Annotated in this window: 11 protein-coding genes and 2 pseudogenes; 2 read left to right on the top strand and 11 right to left on the bottom strand. The window is 59.3% G+C overall.

The window, feature by feature from the left end; all coding sequences use genetic code 11:
- Nucleotides 1-9: 9 nt before the first annotated feature.
- The 10 genes from BMY35_RS36815 to BMY35_RS36770 all read right to left on the bottom strand — a co-directional run bounded on the left by BMY35_RS36815 (nucleotide 10) and on the right by BMY35_RS36770 (nucleotide 14,172).
- Nucleotides 10-1,440: an AbiJ-related protein gene (locus BMY35_RS36815; RefSeq protein WP_093209970.1), complete on the bottom strand. Its 1,431-nt coding sequence runs from the start codon at nucleotides 1,438-1,440 to the stop codon at nucleotides 10-12.
- Between the two features lie 11 nt (nucleotides 1,441-1,451).
- A complete protein-coding gene (locus BMY35_RS38175; protein ID WP_177213799.1) occupies nucleotides 1,452-2,423 on the bottom strand; it encodes a hypothetical protein in 972 nt (323 codons plus the stop codon).
- 43 nt (nucleotides 2,424-2,466) lie between these two features.
- The gene (locus BMY35_RS36805) at nucleotides 2,467-5,706 is read right to left on the bottom strand and encodes a DEAD/DEAH box helicase (RefSeq protein ID WP_256230672.1); all 3,240 of its coding nucleotides are present in this window, start codon (nucleotides 5,704-5,706) and stop codon (nucleotides 2,467-2,469) included.
- Between the two features lie 259 nt (nucleotides 5,707-5,965).
- Nucleotides 5,966-6,745, bottom strand: a complete 780-nt coding sequence (locus BMY35_RS36800; protein WP_093209964.1) for a Hachiman antiphage defense system protein HamA — start codon at nucleotides 6,743-6,745, stop codon at nucleotides 5,966-5,968.
- A 305-nt stretch (nucleotides 6,746-7,050) separates the two neighbouring features.
- On the bottom strand, nucleotides 7,051-8,226 hold the full coding sequence (locus BMY35_RS36795) for a hypothetical protein (protein WP_093209962.1): 1,176 nt from the start codon (nucleotides 8,224-8,226) through the stop codon (nucleotides 7,051-7,053).
- Complete coding sequence (locus BMY35_RS36790; protein WP_093209961.1) at nucleotides 8,223-10,142, bottom strand: ORC-CDC6 family AAA ATPase; 1,920 nt, start codon at nucleotides 10,140-10,142, stop codon at nucleotides 8,223-8,225. The genes BMY35_RS36795 and BMY35_RS36790 overlap by 4 nt, the downstream gene beginning before the upstream one ends.
- Nucleotides 10,143-11,357: a phosphoribosyltransferase-like protein gene (locus BMY35_RS36785; RefSeq protein WP_093209959.1), complete on the bottom strand. Its 1,215-nt coding sequence runs from the start codon at nucleotides 11,355-11,357 to the stop codon at nucleotides 10,143-10,145. It lies immediately after the preceding gene.
- An 18-nt stretch (nucleotides 11,358-11,375) separates the two neighbouring features.
- Nucleotides 11,376-13,313, bottom strand: coding sequence for an HAD family hydrolase (locus BMY35_RS36780; RefSeq protein ID WP_093209957.1), 1,938 nt, complete (start codon nucleotides 13,311-13,313; stop codon nucleotides 11,376-11,378).
- 14 nt (nucleotides 13,314-13,327) lie between these two features.
- On the bottom strand, nucleotides 13,328-13,984 hold the full coding sequence (locus tag BMY35_RS36775; RefSeq protein ID WP_256230662.1) for an NADAR family protein: 657 nt from the start codon (nucleotides 13,982-13,984) through the stop codon (nucleotides 13,328-13,330).
- Nucleotides 13,981-14,172 (bottom strand): hypothetical protein, encoded by a 192-nt coding sequence (locus tag BMY35_RS36770; protein ID WP_066694277.1) that lies wholly within the window; start codon nucleotides 14,170-14,172, stop codon nucleotides 13,981-13,983. The genes BMY35_RS36775 and BMY35_RS36770 overlap by 4 nt, the downstream gene beginning before the upstream one ends.
- A gap of 319 nt (nucleotides 14,173-14,491) precedes the next feature.
- Between BMY35_RS36770 and BMY35_RS38170 the strand changes: the two are divergent.
- A pseudogene (locus BMY35_RS38170) lies at nucleotides 14,492-14,828 on the top strand (ParB/Srx family N-terminal domain-containing protein); the annotation flags it as partial.
- Between the two features lie 544 nt (nucleotides 14,829-15,372).
- On the opposite strand, the gene BMY35_RS39005 reads toward BMY35_RS38170, so the two are convergent.
- On the bottom strand, nucleotides 15,373-15,495 hold the full coding sequence (locus BMY35_RS39005) for a hypothetical protein (RefSeq protein WP_256230659.1): 123 nt from the start codon (nucleotides 15,493-15,495) through the stop codon (nucleotides 15,373-15,375).
- Nucleotides 15,496-15,760: 265 nt separating this feature from the next.
- Here BMY35_RS39005 and BMY35_RS36765 point away from each other — a divergent pair.
- Nucleotides 15,761-16,053, top strand: a pseudogene (locus BMY35_RS36765) (transglutaminase family protein); the annotation flags it as partial.

Genomic DNA, 16,053 nt, shown 5'->3' with positions numbered 1-16,053 from the left:
TGTGCTGCGTCAAAGGACACCGTGCCTCTTCAGAAGTCGATCAAAGAACGCCGCTACTACTTGCTGAGCATTGGGCCCGACCGTCCAAGACAGCAGATCGACATCCATAAATTCCTGGCCACCGAAGCGGTAAACCTCATATCCCGCCAGCTTTAATCGGCGATCCTCCGTCGCCATCTCCGCATAGCGTTTTGCGTTCGCGATGTACAGATCGCGGTCCGTCGAATCCTGCACTGCATAGTGATGTCGACCATCTACTTCAAGGACGATGCGCGCGCCCTGATCGAGCATCAATAGAAAATCCATGCGCTGGCGCGCAAGCACCTGTTCGTCCCCGCGCTCCCGCCGCGTATAGGGGTCATAGTGAAGATAGACCTGCGGAATCAGGACAGGCAATTTCGGCCCAAGCAGGGCCCCATAACGCTCGTAATAGCAGTAGAACAGCGCGTATTCCCCGGCGGACTGGGCACTGCGCACCGACTGAAGTAGCCGGCGATACAACTGCGACTTAGCGACATTGGCTTCGGACAGCCCATGTGCCTCTGCCCACCAGTCCTGTAGATCCTGCCAAAGCAGCATCCCTGAGTTGGGCAGGGGCCGATCAAAGACCAAAACCTTGTCGGCATTCTTCACAATCTCCACGTCGTTGTTGACGGCATCGCGGAACACCAACTGCGGCTTCTCGCCGATCGAAGCAAATATAAGATTCTTCATCTCGCCGGCCACGCCGGACTGGCTACGGACCACGCCATAGATTGCATAGCCGGACTCGGTGCCGATCTGCCTGACCGCAAAACCGTCGCGCTTCAAGGATTGATTGACACGATCGGCGAGTTCCCGCTGCTCCGCATCGCGCCTGGTCATCGGGTGAAGCAGCCTCTCCAGCAAACTGAAAAATCGGGCTTGGCTACAAGTCAGAGCACCGCAGCGAGTCAGCAACTCGTCGTGCGGCCAGTCATCGTTGCGAATGCAATGCTGAACCACCTGCCGCTCCAGACTTTCGCGTCCGAGGATGCCTCCAGGGTCATCCCGGATGATGCTCGTGCCAAAGATCTCGCTCAGGCTGTCGAGCAACGGAATTTCTCCGAACAGTTGCGACAGCGGATTGATCGCTTTCAAGACATCGCGTCGCACCAGTTCACTGATCCGGTGCTCGGCATGGCGAGTCATTTCGCTCACGGTGTCGCTCAGGTCCTCAGAAGCATATTCGAGGAGAACCGCTTCAGCGATGCGCAACAGGTCGGCCCGACTCAGCGACAACAGTCGGCTTTTCACATACATGCGCTTGCTGCCGAACGCTTCCGTGCCGTCACTTTCCTCCACGGACTCCTGAATGCCAACACGCACGCATGCTGCGGGGACGTTGTACGCCTTGACGCTGGCCGCAATGGCTTCCGCGATGTGGTCGCGCAATCTCTCTAGAGGAATGACGACAGCCATGGCCCGCGCGCTCAGGTCCCTTCCGAAAGCGGATGTCGGTATAGGGCATCCCCGATAAGGTCGCCCTCGCCCCAATCAGCAAACGCATCGAGATGACTAGCCAAGGGATGGGACGCTACGGCTTCCGGTCTATTCAAGGGCTTGTACAGCTGCTCGGCACCTCTGCCTTTGAAGTGGTAGTACAGGCTGTTCGCTAGCACGTCGGCTGCCAGAACCAGCCCATCGCTGTCAGGTGCGATAGAAATGGACAGGCTGTTGACGATCGGACTCAGCTTTAGCTCATCTGGGAATTGAACGGTGATCTGCAGCGCCCCGGTCACCAGCTGCTTTGTAACGGTGTCAAAAGCACGAGTCTGGTCGACCAAGGGCTGATCATTCAAGAGCTCTGTAGCGACGTCTTCGAATCGTTCAACGATGGGAGCGTCAACCTGATCTGTCCGAACTTCTATCGTCACTTCCCGTCGATCTCGTTCGACTAGGAAGGCAACCAAATGGGAGTAAAGGCCTTCGAACAGAGTTACGTGCAGCGACGGAGGATCAGACCGCGGACTGCCTCGCTTGAAACGAGGGGGATTGTTATCGCGTGCGGCCAGCTTTTCACGCAGTTGCTTGCTCAATGCCTCACGCTCGACGTGATGTGAATTGAAGCCGGCGACATGCACTGCGTACCAGAAACAGGGCAAGTTCCACTTTCGAACGGCTGCATATAACTCCTCGCGCAGCTGGTGTTGCTGTTGTGCGGTCAGGTCCGCGATGTGTAGCTTCCCAGAAGATGGGGCATAACGTACCGCGATGGCATCGAATGCTGGCTTTGCAAATTGCAATACGTCATCTGGAACCATGATTCCAGCGAAAACACCCACTTCTCCAGGCTCAGACTCCATCTGATCTGCATAGCCCTTTGCACCGGACTCGTCACAGTAAAATATCACCTTCGTCATCGCTTCTTCCGTTTCTTCGCTATCTGCGATTATCGATTGCATACCTCCACACCCGATCGACCTCGTCCCGCAGTTTCGGGCGCAACTAGACACCAACGAGGTCGTCTGGTCCGAAATACGTGACGTCGATCCGACCTACGTTCTGGGAGACCTGGGCGCGTATCAGCCCAGTTCTCCCAGGAGCAAGCGCAGCCTGCAATGTTCCCAGCGGCGTACCGTCTGCCGCAAGCACACGTGGCTGGTCGGCCCAGTGGTGGAGTTGAACCGGGGTGCCTGGGGGCGGCGGTTCGCCAAGCCATGTCACCCCCGCCCAGTACCGGCGATCGGCCCAGACACGCTGTGCCAACGGTACGAAACTTTGCGCAAACTCCACCCACATGGCCCTCGTCTCTGGTGTAGGCCAATCAGGTCTTACGCTCCAGGCCGAGAGCTCTTCCGAGCTTAGCCATTGCCGAAGCTCCTGGGCTGTTTGGAATGTCGCACCACTGTCCGTCACGGCCCTTATCGCGCCGAGCCGGAAGTTGAACCCGGCCTGAATGAGGATCGCAGCCGACCGATTCAATGTTCCGGTTTCAACGGCGGCTACCGCGAAACCAAGCTCATAGTCTTCGAGCGAAAGGAGGCCATCAATGGTGTCGCCGTTGGCGACGCCCCGCACCCGAATAGCCTCCATTGCCCACGGAAGCCGATAAACGAGGCCTCCCTCGATGAACTGCAGCGTCTCCGACTCCTGGCCGGCAGCAATGGCGAAGAGAGGCTCGCCGAGAAGCCAGCGGCGGAGGATGTCGCGCCAATTTGCCGGCAGCGGATCGGGCATGAACGGATAGAAGGCGAAGACGCGCTCCGCGATCGCTGTAATCGCAACGATCGCCGCCTCAGCATCGCCATTGAGGATCCCGCCATTTGCCTGCACGAGTAAGACGTTGGCTTGCTCTGCGATGGCATCCAGCGCCTGCCCGGTTCCCAATCCCACGCCAGCCAAGAAGTAGCCCCGACGTTGCGCTGCAGTCGATTGGCTCCAGATAAGCCGACCGCGTGAAACCAGGCCAGCCTTCAAAGCTTGCTGGACCTCCTCGTTTTGGCGCAGAAGGCGACGATGCCACAGGGAAGATTGAAGGATATCGTCCAACGCCGCAGCGACTCCGTCATCCGGAATGTCGGCTTCGCCGATGAGGCTAAGCACAGCAGTGTCAAGCGTTGCAATATGCTGCTGCCAACTTGCAAGGGCACGTTCGCGATCCTCCGGGCCCTCGTTTGCGACTTCGGGAAAAGTCCACGCCGCGGCATTGTTCGCGACGTACTCAACAAGTTGATTCAGGTCACCACCGATCTGGGCTCTCATGCGGGACAGCAGTGCCGCAACTATTTGCACCAACCCGCTTTCCATGTTGCGTGCACCGAGATCGTTGATGAGTGATTCCCAGTTGGCCCGTTTCCTCCCAATATCGTCAAACATCGGGAAGAGCACGATGCCTTCTACGTCGACATAGGCGCGTCCGGCTCGCCCGATCACGTTCTTGAACTCAGATATCTCGATCCGGTTTCCGGCCCTGTGAAGAGAGTGCATGACCACGGCCGTAGCCGACAAGTTCAGGCCTTGAGCCAGGGTCGGCGACGAGATGGTGACCTTGAGAACGTTGCTACGCAACAGGCTCTCGATCTCCTTACGGTAGGCCGTCGGCAAGGCGCCGTGGTGGAGCGCTACCCCGAGACGTAGGCATTTTAGGATCGCGCTGTCCGGACCTAACCATTCCTCGCCAAGCGCCACAGCGGTGGTGAGAACAGCAGGATCTGCTTCAAGCAACGAGGGCAGTGCGCCTCGCTCATTCAAATCGACGATCACCGCGGCAAACGGCTCGACGCTGCGTCGTTCAGGACAGAAGATAAGAACGGTCTGTCCGTCCTCAATCAGCCGCCAAGCTGTCGCCAGGCAGAGTTCACGTTGATCGTATGGAAACAATCTGGTTCGGCGACGCTTGGGCGGCACCCAGGTTGGCGGAGCAGTTCCCGTGAGGAATCGCTGAACCCAGGGGCGCTCTTCGCCGACACGCAGATTTAGGCGCGCGGTGGGGGATGCCCAAACCACCTCGCCAAACCGAAGTCGCGTGGGACGCCAATCATGTTTGATCAGGCCGCCGGGGTGGTCCCGTCGTAGCCATCCAGCGAAGTCGTCGAGCTGATCGCCGTCGGGAAGAATCGCCGACAGGCACACGATGCGCCGCTCATGGGCGTCAGCGCGCCGGAGAAGTCGCTGAATCTGCACCTCGTAGCGCACCTCTCGCTCGTTTAGGCCAATCATGTGCCCTTCGTCGAAGACGAGCAAGCCAACGTCATCGAGAAGCGAGGGATCGTTGCGGAGAGCAAAGTCGAGCTTCTCCGGCGTCGCAACGACGATGTCGCTTCTCCGAATCACATCTTCGTCAAAGCCGCTGACCCCGATGCTGCCGTAAAGCGCTGAGATCGTCTTACCAAGTGGACCAAAGGTCCGCTGGAGGGTCGTTTCGGTCTGCGCGGAGAGCGCTCGGAGCGGCGTGATGAAGACTACGCGCTTGCCGCCGGCGAGGCAGCGCAGAATGCATAGTTCAGCGATGCGCGTCTTCCCCGCGCTGGTGGGCAATGAGACAACCAGGTCGTCAACTTGGTCAACCGCGCGGCTTGCCGCCTCGATCTGCGAGGGCCAGAGATCCACTTCGGCTCTCGGGCGGCGCTGCAGCAATGCAATGAATAGCTCGCGAAGCCTAGGCCAATCATTCGCCTCACCGCCTGTTGGTTGAAGGGGAACCCTTTCATGAAAAGTGCTCGACCACAGATCGGACAGGAGGTGGATTGCGATGCGATACGACCACCACTGTGGAAGCATGTTCATCTCGCCACAAATGGCGAGACCGGTGCCAAGTCGCTCCAGCGCTTGCTCCAGCAACGGCCGCTCGCCACGTTCGAGCGCGAGCAGGAACAAGGCCATCGCCGCCATAAAGTTGTCCGTCAACGCGGTGTCAAGGCCATCGAATACGAAGTCGCCGACGCCCTCAGCCATGTCGACCGCCGCTTCGGCTTGGTCGAGGCTTGCCTGAATGTCAGCGGAGATTCGGGCGTCGCTGCCCTCATCTGAGGCACGAAAGTCAAGCACGGTAGCCCGGAGGGCGTCAAAGTTCCGCCTCAACAGCAGGGCAAGGACACGTTCGGTTGGCGAGAAATTCTCATCGGCTTCCACGACAGCCAACAGCGAGTAAGCCCGCGCGGACAGATGTGCGAGGTGATAGCTCGCGGCGGCCATGACGAAATGGAAGTCGCGATCGACCTCCTGACGATTGCCTTTCGCGATCACGGCCTCCAAGGCTGTCGCGGCCTGTTCGAAGGCAGTACGCGCCTGAGCGGCATCTCCGCCGAGCTCTCGCAGACGAAGCCCTAGTCCAAGAAGGGCATAGCCATAGGAATTCAGGTCGTAACTAAGTTGCTCTGCGAACGCTGGAGCGTCAGGCGGGAGCGCGCCATCTCTCCAGACAATTGCTCGCGCCTGACCACGCGCGATAAGTCGACCGCGAAAACCCGCCGTTGCGGCTTCCGCAATGGCAGCCGTGATTGCCTCAGGCGTTGTTGGCATCGGAAACTACTCGGTCGTATACAGCACCAATGAAGGCGGCATGCCCCTCAACACGCAGGCCAACACCCCACTGATTGATAGGTCCAGGATAAGCTTGAAGCGATGCAGTCAACAACGCATCAGGCGCGTTCCCGGAGAAGGTAAAAAGCAAATGCCTAACGTTCTGTGACGAGATGCCGTGTTTTAACAGTGCGTCGTCGATCGCGTCAGCAAGCGGTAGTTGGTTCAGTTCGAGCAGCCGTGCTGAGATGAAGGACAGTGCATGCGCAGATGGCAAGCCGTCACTCTTGTCGAGGCCGGCCCTCGCCTCGTTCAGGACCTGAGCAGTCAGCGCGACGCGGCTCTTTGCCTCTGTCTTCAGGAAATGAAGACGTTGGGTCTGAGGGTCTTGGAAGATTCCGATGACGTCGTCCCCGCGCATCGCCATATTGCGATGGTCTTTCCAGCGAAGCCGCTTTATCGGAGCGCGATAGCCACCGCTGTGCCCATCGATCCACTCCGTAGCATAGATCTCACCAAGATCGCCGGAACGAATCGCCTTTGTGGTTGGAAGCTTGCCCTCAATCAGCGCGGCCGCTTCTGGCTTACCCAGGCGCGCAAGCGCTCGCGCCACTTGTTCTTCAGAGGCATAGTGTGCCGGCACGATCGCCGCAGTCGCCTGAATCCCAATGGGGATGCTGGCCGCTTGGCCGGTCATCACTCTACGAAAATGATTCCCAACCTGCTCGTCAACTGAAAAACACCAATCATTGAACTGCGCCACCCTCGCCTCCGTCTTGCAACCCTGGATCGCCCATGGCCGAGCGAACTATTTTTAACAACGTCATCTTGCCTCAGCATGCTCGTCTCGAACGATGCGTGACGCAAAGGCTAGATCCAAAAAGCAGGCGGCCAGGTTCAGCTCGGGCGCCAAGCAGACGGGCCCGCAACAAGCCTCCCTTGTAGATAGAACGCTTGCGCGGCGCCGCTATACACTGCTCTGTGCCGTCAAGGGTCCGAAAACTGCCGCGGTCTCTTCGGCGCGGTCCGCCTTGTCGAAATAAATGCAACGCCAATAGGAACGCTGCATCAGGCATAGGCTTCGCCGGTGAGGACCATTGCTGAAACGTCAGGTGTCGAGGCACGCAAAGCAGCCGTCGAAACGCTATAGCGCTTCGGCTCCGCATAAGGGATCGCAACCCCATAGTTGCCATTGACGATGTCGAGCTTCATTTCGTAGCATGCTAGGGCTGCACCGAGCGTGATCAGCTTGCTCGCCAGCGGCGTGACCACCAGTCGGCATCCACCGATAACGCTCAAGCTTCGCTGATAGCGTTTCATGGCGCCCAACAGTTGTCGATACGCCTCGAAGGGATTGCTCTCGTGGGCGTAAAGCACATTGGTCAGAGGCGTCTTGCTCACATCAAACAATGGCACCTTGTATTCGATCAGCAGCCGATCACCTCGACGTGGATCGCGCGACGGATGCGGAAGCACCGGGCAAATCTCCGCAGAGTCCGGAATCTGGTCGTACATAACCTTCTGCAGTTGCGACACCCTGTTCTCGCCGAGCACCGGAAACCACACGAGCGGCCAATCGCGAGTGCTTTCGGTTTGCAACGCGCTTGCAAATCCAGGAATCAAGACCAACTCGTTGCTAGGATCCTCGGACTGGATCATGCTGTCGAGGCCTGCATCCTCGCCGACAAGGATCTGCAGATTGATCTTCGACGCTGCCAATGGAACTGGCGCTTTACGGTTGGGCACCAGCCGATCCAGCAATGCGAGCATGAGCGACAAGTAGGCTATTCGGGGAAGTGAACTTACGTCGAGAACTATGTCTGTCTGGTCAGAGACTGCTCGAAGCACTTCTTCGGTTCCTAGCCTGAGTGCATTGCTCGCGCTCAGGTCATCCTCCCCCTCGGCCGTTGATTCAATCATGACCGTCCGCGTTGCCCCGATCACGGCAAACCGTTCCTCCAGTGCCAGTGCGTTTGCTTCCGTCACCTCGACGAGCTCGTCGCTCAACTGGTAACCACGAAATCCCACCAGTAGTAACTCCGCCTTTTCAACGGAGCAACCTGACGAGGTAACGCTACTGATGAAGCGATCCATCACGGACTGCGCCCGCAGGTCAAATCCACGACCCCCGACATACAGCAGGCGAACGCGACTGCCAGCACGCCTGCGCTGCTGGAACATCTGATCCCACATATCCTGCACTTCGGCTCCGCGCCGAAACACATAGCGGTTCCACAGCGTCATCGCGGCACCTCTACCGAGCGGCGTTTGGTCGGTGCGGAGGGGCCGTCCATCCAACCGATCAAGGCCTCGGCAGACACGTCCTGCCACCCGCCATATTGAAGTGGAAGGTCATGGTATGCACAGAGCGACCTGTTCAGATAAAACACCGTACCCTCCTCCCTGGACGCGCTGGCCGCGCTACCGCGTGTCGTCAACAAATTCTCCGCAACGCACTCCCAAAGGACGCGGGCAAGCAGCGCATGAGGCTCCGAGGTCTTCGTCTGCTCCGGGCGCAACCTACTCAGTTCGTAACGGCTGAGACGGATACCAGTAACACCTGGCGCATAGGAGGCCGACATCTGAAATGTCTTGTCCCGGCAGTACTGGCCGATGGCATCCAGCAACCTCTGGGCTCTGGTTCCTTCGGTGTGACTCTTCGGTATGAAATCGCGCTTGCGCTTGGCGGTCTCCTTGATGCGGCGCTCCTGTTCCGCTGGGGACAAGCGAAGGTCTGGCTGCTTCCGAAGAACCTGTTTGGCAACCATGCCCTCATACAGGCTCGCAGCGACAGCCAGGAGCTCTTCGACGTTGGTGGTTGCCAAGGCACAGAGCCGATCAATGCCATAGTAGTAGGGCAACTTCAGGTCGTCGTGGCAAAGTATCTCCGCAGCGCCGAGCACCTTGCTGTCGCGTTCGTCGAGGTCCTCCGCAGGAAGCGGCGCGAGTTCGAGTGTGAGTTGTCGCCGACCTTCGGACCGAGCGACCAGGATGCGGGTGACGTACAACTGCATCAGGCTCTCGAAGCCAATCGTCTTCTGCCCTTCGTCAGCGTGTGCCAGCCAATCTGCATAACGAATGTTTTCCCGGTGGCGCTCCATCTCTGCAGCGAAAAGCGCGACCGCCTTCCCGAACACCTCCGAGAGGTCCTCAGCGGTGAGCTGATCCTCAAGGTATTGTGAGAACGCGCCTGCGGGAATCTCGCGCTGGACGTCCAACCGGCGGTCCAAGATGCTTTGGGCGAAGGTCGCGAACTGGTGCTGGCCACTCTTGCCGGTCCACATGTCCTCGATGGGGTAATGGCGAAGGTCTCGACCCTCGCGAGCCCCCTGAGACAGCAAGGCATCTCCCAGGGCGATGCTGCGCTCGGCTAGCCACACCGGAATCGCAGGCCGAAGTTCGACAAGCTCCTCCAGCATCAGCTCGCGCTGCTTCTTCCGCAGCTTCTGGAGGTCATCGATCATCAGCAGTCGACGCGGCGCCACCAATTTTCCGCCGCGCAGGAATTTGACCGATTGCAGCCAAAGCACGCTTTCAAACCGGACGTGCAGCGGAAGATCGGCGGAAGCATCGCCAGCGAGCGAATCAAGCTTGGCATATACGGCTCGTTCCCGCTCTTCCGCCCATCGAACCAACTCAACGGCCGAATCTGCTGTCGGAATCGATTTGAGATCACGCGCCAAGTCGTCGTACTCTAGACGCACGTCAGTGAGTTGATCGGTCGACGCGTAAGCAACTAGCGAAGCAAGACTTCGCAGGGTTCGAAGAACCACGCGGCAGTCAAAAAGCGCCCGGAACAGTCCCGCTTGAGCCATGGACGCGCCGGGTGGGAGGTCGGCGTAACCCGAAGCACAGGACAGCAGCACGCCAAGTAGCTGAGGCCCGTCCGTTTCATGCATGACCTGGCGCCCGAGCAACCGTTGGTACGACTCGTCTTGACCGGCTCGGGCATTCCAGAAAGCTCGCAGTGCAGCCGGCGTGAAAGCACGCAGCAAAGTGGTCTTCCCTCCTCCCGGCGGACTGGTGAAGAGATGCACCGCACCGTTGAAGGCGTCCTCATGAAGTCTTTCGAAGATCTTCGGGGAAAAAAGACGAACAAACTCTTGGTCGGAGGTGCGCTCCGACATTCGCTCCAAGAAAGGATTTGCGCGGTAAGCCACTCAAAACTCCTTGTGGCGGCTCACGCGAGGAAAGAGTCCATGAAAGTCATGCGCTTCAGAACCCCATAGCATGTAGACCGAATTGTTGGGCGTGTTGTGCGACAGGACAACCGGCAACGCACACCCGGCAAAACCCATCTGCGCCGTGCTCGTCCCGCCAACCTCGATGTGCTCGTCGAAGGCGGCCGGGTCGTAGTACTTTGGATTGATCAGTATGGACTGCAGTTCAGCTGGGACATTGTGCGTAAGGCCGACGCCTGGCTCAATGATCCAAAGCACCCGCACTTGAAGTGGCTTGTAGTTGTTCTCGGACGTGAAGCGCTCCGACCAGTACTCGATGTGGTCGATCGCTTGGCGCGTTGCGACGTACAGCAGAAGGAAGACTTCGTAGTGCGACGTATCGATGAGGTCGCCTTGGTGAAGGCGCTCATAGATCTTCTTGATCTTTCCCTTGAACTTGTTGCTGGCACTGTCGAAGCGAATATAGGTGTTGCCACTTCCGGAGAAATCGTCCATCAACCACACCAGCGTGAACTTCGCTGGTTGCTTGACGCCGCCAGAAGCAGGCTTAGCGCGGAGAGCATCGATCAGAACATTGGCCTGGGCCTTGTCGCCGGACTCATACGCCTGCCAGATGTCCTCGTTGTCAGGAAGAGGCGTCGGCGGAGATTTCTTCAAGGCCTTCGCCAGCGCCTGCAGCATGTCCTCCGCCTTGGCTTCGCCCAGCTCGTATGCCTGCCAAATCTGCTCGTTGCTGATTTCTCCATTGCTGGCGCGTCGGAGCTCGTTGGTGCGGGCGCCATCACTGAGACCCAGGTACAAGGACTTCAGCTTCAGTTCCTTGAACCGGTCATCCCGGCAGATCTCACCCACCCGGTAGGTGGGGATGCCTTTCTCTTCGGCCACAAGGCGAATTCGTTCCTGGACGATGACGTCCGGATACGCATGCTGCACCAGGTGTGAGAGCTCGTGATCCGACACGTAGACCAACCGCTCGAGCACGAATCCGAGCGCAGCAGCACGATCGGGCATGTCGAACTGATTGAGCCATAGAGCAAGACTCTCGACGAAGCGCCTCCCAGGTCCGAACCTCTGGTAGCCATCGTATTTGTAGTCAGCGAGTAAACGAAGGACTGGAACATTGTCCAGGACGACGTCCTGGTCCTGCCATCCCATGACCTTGGCAAGCAAATACTGTGCGTTCTCGTCCTTCATTGCGCCTCCGTTTCCCTATCAGGTGTCTAGCTTGAAGCGAAATGAACCAGCGAGCGGGTCGATCTCTGCATGATCGAGATACCAGATGGTGGCGTCCACGTCTCGCTTGTGGTGCGGGGCCAGCTTCCATCCTCGATCGAGTCGTCGGGAAGGCTGGTCAACGCTCAGCGAGAAGCGGTGCTCAAGCAACGAGGCGTCGTTGCCGGGCCAGGCACCTTGGTCACCCATCGTCACGATCTCGTAGGGATCGATGCCACGGGCTTGGATCATGTTGGCGACCAGGTGCGACTTATTGACATTGGCGGCCAACACGTCGACGGAGTGCTTGCTTCGCACGACAGTGGATGGGTCAAGGCCAGCCTGCCGAAGCGAATCGGCAATGACAAACCACATGTTCTCCGCGTTGGCCCCTTCCTTGAACCGCACGCTGATCTGGTGCGGGTAAGTCTCTCGAATACGCTCAATCGGCACACCCAGGCTTTCAAGGCGCCCCAGAATGCGCCGCACGTGACTAAGAAACTCGTTTGTGACAATCCCTTTGTCGATCTCTTCGTCAAGCAAGCCGATCCAGCCACCGTTGTAGAGGCCCAGGTGCACCTTCGACCATGCTTCGCTGGGTAGTACGTCTCGCAAATGCCCTTGGATCGAGTCTCCCCGGCCGGACGCGACACCGACAACGATGCCTGCGTCGAGCAAGCGCATCACCCGCTCGATGATCGGCCCTGAGGGCGGCGAGTCCTTGCGCTGAGAGCTGCAGAGGGTGCCGTCATAGTCGAAGACGATCGCACGGAAAGGCTGCAGCGCAAGTGCCGACTCGAAGCCTGCGAGCGCGCGGCTCATTGCGCCGTTCGATCCGATCGATGGCCACCGGGCACCGAGCACCTCGAACTTGGATTGCTCACCACGCCGCCCTGTGTCCTCAGGGCCGGGAATGAACGACGGCAGGTCCACGTAATACAGCTCCCGGCCGAATGACGGCACCTGCGGCTTGGCTGGATCCTTTCCCATCTCCGCGGCGATGAGCGACACAAGCCGCATCTGAGCCACAAGCCCCGCCAGCAAGTCTTGAGGGCGCCCTCCTCCAAGTGGCATGGTGCAGACCGGCACATCCGGAGGCAGTAGCTCCTGCATCCGAGCCCAAAGCCGCTCCACGCCGGGTTCGACAAGCGCAAGAATGGCGCAGTCCTGGGCGCGCTCGGCAAGCCAGAGATGTCGCCCATGTGCGAACGAGCGGATATCGGCCAGCTGGGTATACATAAGCGCCGACTCCGAAAGCTTTGATTCCAGGTCTGCGGCAACTGGCCGGAGCAGCGGCGAGAAGACGATGATGAGGCCCTTGCGAGGAACGGCCTGGCGCACAAAAGCCTGCGCGCCTGCAAGCCATTCTTCAACCGAATGGCCGCCGATGCGCAATCCATCGAGTGACTCTGGAAATTGAACTGCCTCCGAGTGCAGCGCGCCGTACGCCCGAGCAATCAGGACGCCGTCGAGCAGGAGGCTGTTGGTCGCAAGATAGCCGTCCTTCTTGGCGAGCTCGAAGACATGAGGGGTAACTTCGGGAAGCTCTCTGACATGCTCCATCAGCGGACTAGATCCCCGATTCGTCACAACGTGGACCGTGCGAGAACTGTGGCGTCGTGCGCGCTCGAGCACTTCGATGATGTCCGGATTCTTGCCTTCCGCGGAGATCATGAAGACCGGACTTGAGGCGGCCAGCGTGGGATTGCAAATGATCTCCAGCGGCGTTGATGGTCGCGACACGCGCCCCGTATAGAGCTCGTGCAAGTTGCACAGCAGAGAGGCTACGGTGAAAGAGCCCCCAGAGCCTACACCGATGATGCTTGACTCTGCGGCGCTGGCAATCGCAAGTTTCAACGGTTCGATGTTCGCGGACATCGCAGCAAGAAAGGTATTTCCCAGCTCTGCAAGCTCACCGTCGTAGTAGGTACCGGACATAAGGATCTGTTCGCCTACACCACGACAGCTTTACGCTGCGAACGATTCACCGGCTTGTCGCTGCTCGCGCTCAATACCTTGCGAGGGGCGCGTTTTGCTTTTGGCGCGGGCTTTGCGTACTCCGAGCGCAATTCCATCAGCATGACGCCGAGCATGTTCTGCCCCTTCCCCTCGACCTCTCCCCACAACCTGTTCACAGCGTTGTTGACCGTACCGGCCTCGACCAGTCGCGCCTCACCAGTAGAGATCAGCAAGGCCTTCAGATCGGCATGCTGCTCGAACTTGGCACGGAGCACGGCACGCATGCGATCAAACTTGATGTCCGCCCAGTTCGGCACAACGTCCCAGACATAGAGGCCATGCGCGGCCATGGCAGCTAACGACGGGGTGGGCGCGCTGAGGATCCAGTCACGCACCGCAGGTTTGGCCGCCTTGCCCGCCTGGTATGCGTGCTCGGACGTTGCGTAGGTTCGCCCTTCGAACGCAACCGGTCTTGGAAAGAGATTGCTGAATGCTCCGTAGGGCTTTTCGTTGGCTCGATAAAAGCGGATCTCGTCGCCTTGCGCCGCGCTACCGGTGGTCGGTTGGGATTCTGATGCCGCAGGTTGTGAGACGGCACGTTCTCTGCTGGCCGCCGCTTTCTTGGCAGTCGGGGTTGGCTTCTTGATCAATGTTTTTCCTTGGCGTTTCGTGCAGGGGTCAGTCCGACCGCCTCACAGTGATTGAGGATCAGTACCTCAATCAGACTGGTCATGCTGCGGTGCTCCCGGACCGCCGCCGCCTCCGCCGCAGCCTTGATCCGCGGATCAAGCCTGAGCGTCATCGTGGCGGTTTTCACTTTGGGACGTTGACTGGCCATCGGAGTCGGGCGTTAGCCCAAGGTTGCGCTTCCATCAAATGTACTGCGTTTTGCAGTGCATTCGGATCCCGCCTGCCCACGCAGCCAACGCAGCCAACCCGCCAGGCTTGGGCTCTCCCGAACGGCAAGCAGATCCGATACTCAGCGCCACCGGTCCGCGAGCCGGACGGCGGTCCGCGGGCTATGCAAAGAGCCGGTGAACTTTTAAGCAGCGCCACCTTCCGCCAGGGCTTGACCTGCGCTGCGTCGCGCCGGGGCGCAGAGTCGAAGAACGCGGCGCGGCGCTCTGAAGACTCGACGGGCGAAATCGTGAGCATCGCGCGTAGGCTTGCTGCAGAACCTCAACGTGGTGCTGGCCCCCGATGGCGAGCAATACGAGATCGTCGCCGGTCGCCGTCGCTTCGCCGCACTCAAGCTGCTGGTCAAGCGGCGCAAGCTCGCCAAGGACCTCGAGGCCTGCCTCCTGGGGCCTGATGCGGCGGCACGCACCATCACCTGACCGAGAACGTGCAGCGCGAGGCCATGCATCCGGCCGACCAGCTCGAGGCTTCAAAGCCGCCCCACCTGAGTACATTTCCGCTGAGTTCGGGAGTGCCCCCTTTGGTGTGCAGCGGCGCTTGAAGCTCGCCAACGTCTCGCTGCGCCTGCTGGTGGACTAAGGCGTCAACCCGTAGTCGGCTACGCTCCATACCAGCGGTTGCGCGTGGCAAACGTACGACAAGACGACAAGCCTCAGATTTTGTCGGTATTTTTGTAGGTACTAATGCCATCAGAACCGCCAGAAGCGAGCGCCCATGCGGTTTCTCGCCGAATATTCGATCCCCTCCGGGCTGCGGTTTTCCCTGACCGATGCGTGCTCATGAAAAGTTCTGAGCCACGGGTGCCGGCTTGGCGTTTGTCACTCAGTCCCTCTTCCCCGCCCCAGAACTCCAGTCGCTCGTTTGCGGGCCATGCTGACGAACGCATGACTGTTGCCTCGCTCAACGGCACGGGGCCGCTATCTACGGTGTGATCGGATCGGTGGAGATTCGACGGGCGCTTGCAGGTTGATCAATCACCCGTGCAACACACTGTCACCTTTCAGCAGTCTTCAATGAAAACAAAAGGTCTACACTTCATTCGGGCAGCCAATCTCTCCCTCCTCCCTCCTCTGGCTGTCCGTTTTAGCCCGCTTCGGCGGGTTTTCTTTTGGAGAAGCGCTCAGGTCACGAGCACACCTTGCGCGTCTTCGCGTTCAAGCTCAGCCTCGTCGATCCACTCGATGCATTTCTCCTCGAGCATCGTGTCGCCACAGTCCCGCGGCAAATCAGTGAGGCTCAGCACGACTCTGCATCGCTCCTGTCCCTTGCAGTAGATGCTGGCAGACGCCGAGTATCCGCACTCGGTCGCCGTCGTTCGAGTGGTCGAGATCGTCCACGGCTCTCGATCTTCGGAAACAGCAAATGACGTAGATGGGGCCTCTTGGCACCTGCCAACGCTCTTGCCGTGCAGAAGCCGCCCGCAGAGGAAGAGTTCCGCGGTTCGGAAGCAGAAGCTCGTGAGCCATCTATTCCTACTGAAGGCACGGATCAAGGCGCATGATGGGCCCATGAACATCCAGCTCGGCTTCGAAATCGCCTATCAGTTTCCTCGCTCGACGCCGATGATTCTGACCCTCAGCATCCACTATTCGCGAGCATCGGATCTCCTGCACCCGGACCACCTGCTCACGAATCCAGCCGTGCCCACCACGGCGTACCGCGATCTGTTCGGGAACTGGTGCACGCGCCTGGTCGCCCCGGCAGGCCGCTTCGTGCTGAGTACGGATACCGTGGTTCATGACAACGGCTCGCCGGACATCGTTGTGCCCTCGGCGCCGCAGACGCCGGTGGAGTACCTGCC

This window comes from Variovorax sp. YR750, assembly GCF_900109805.1.
In the GTDB taxonomy this organism is placed as follows: Bacteria; Pseudomonadota; Gammaproteobacteria; order Burkholderiales; family Burkholderiaceae_C; genus Variovorax; species Variovorax gossypii.
Note: the sequence above shows the minus strand (reverse complement) of the source record. Positions and strands in the feature narration are given on the sequence as shown.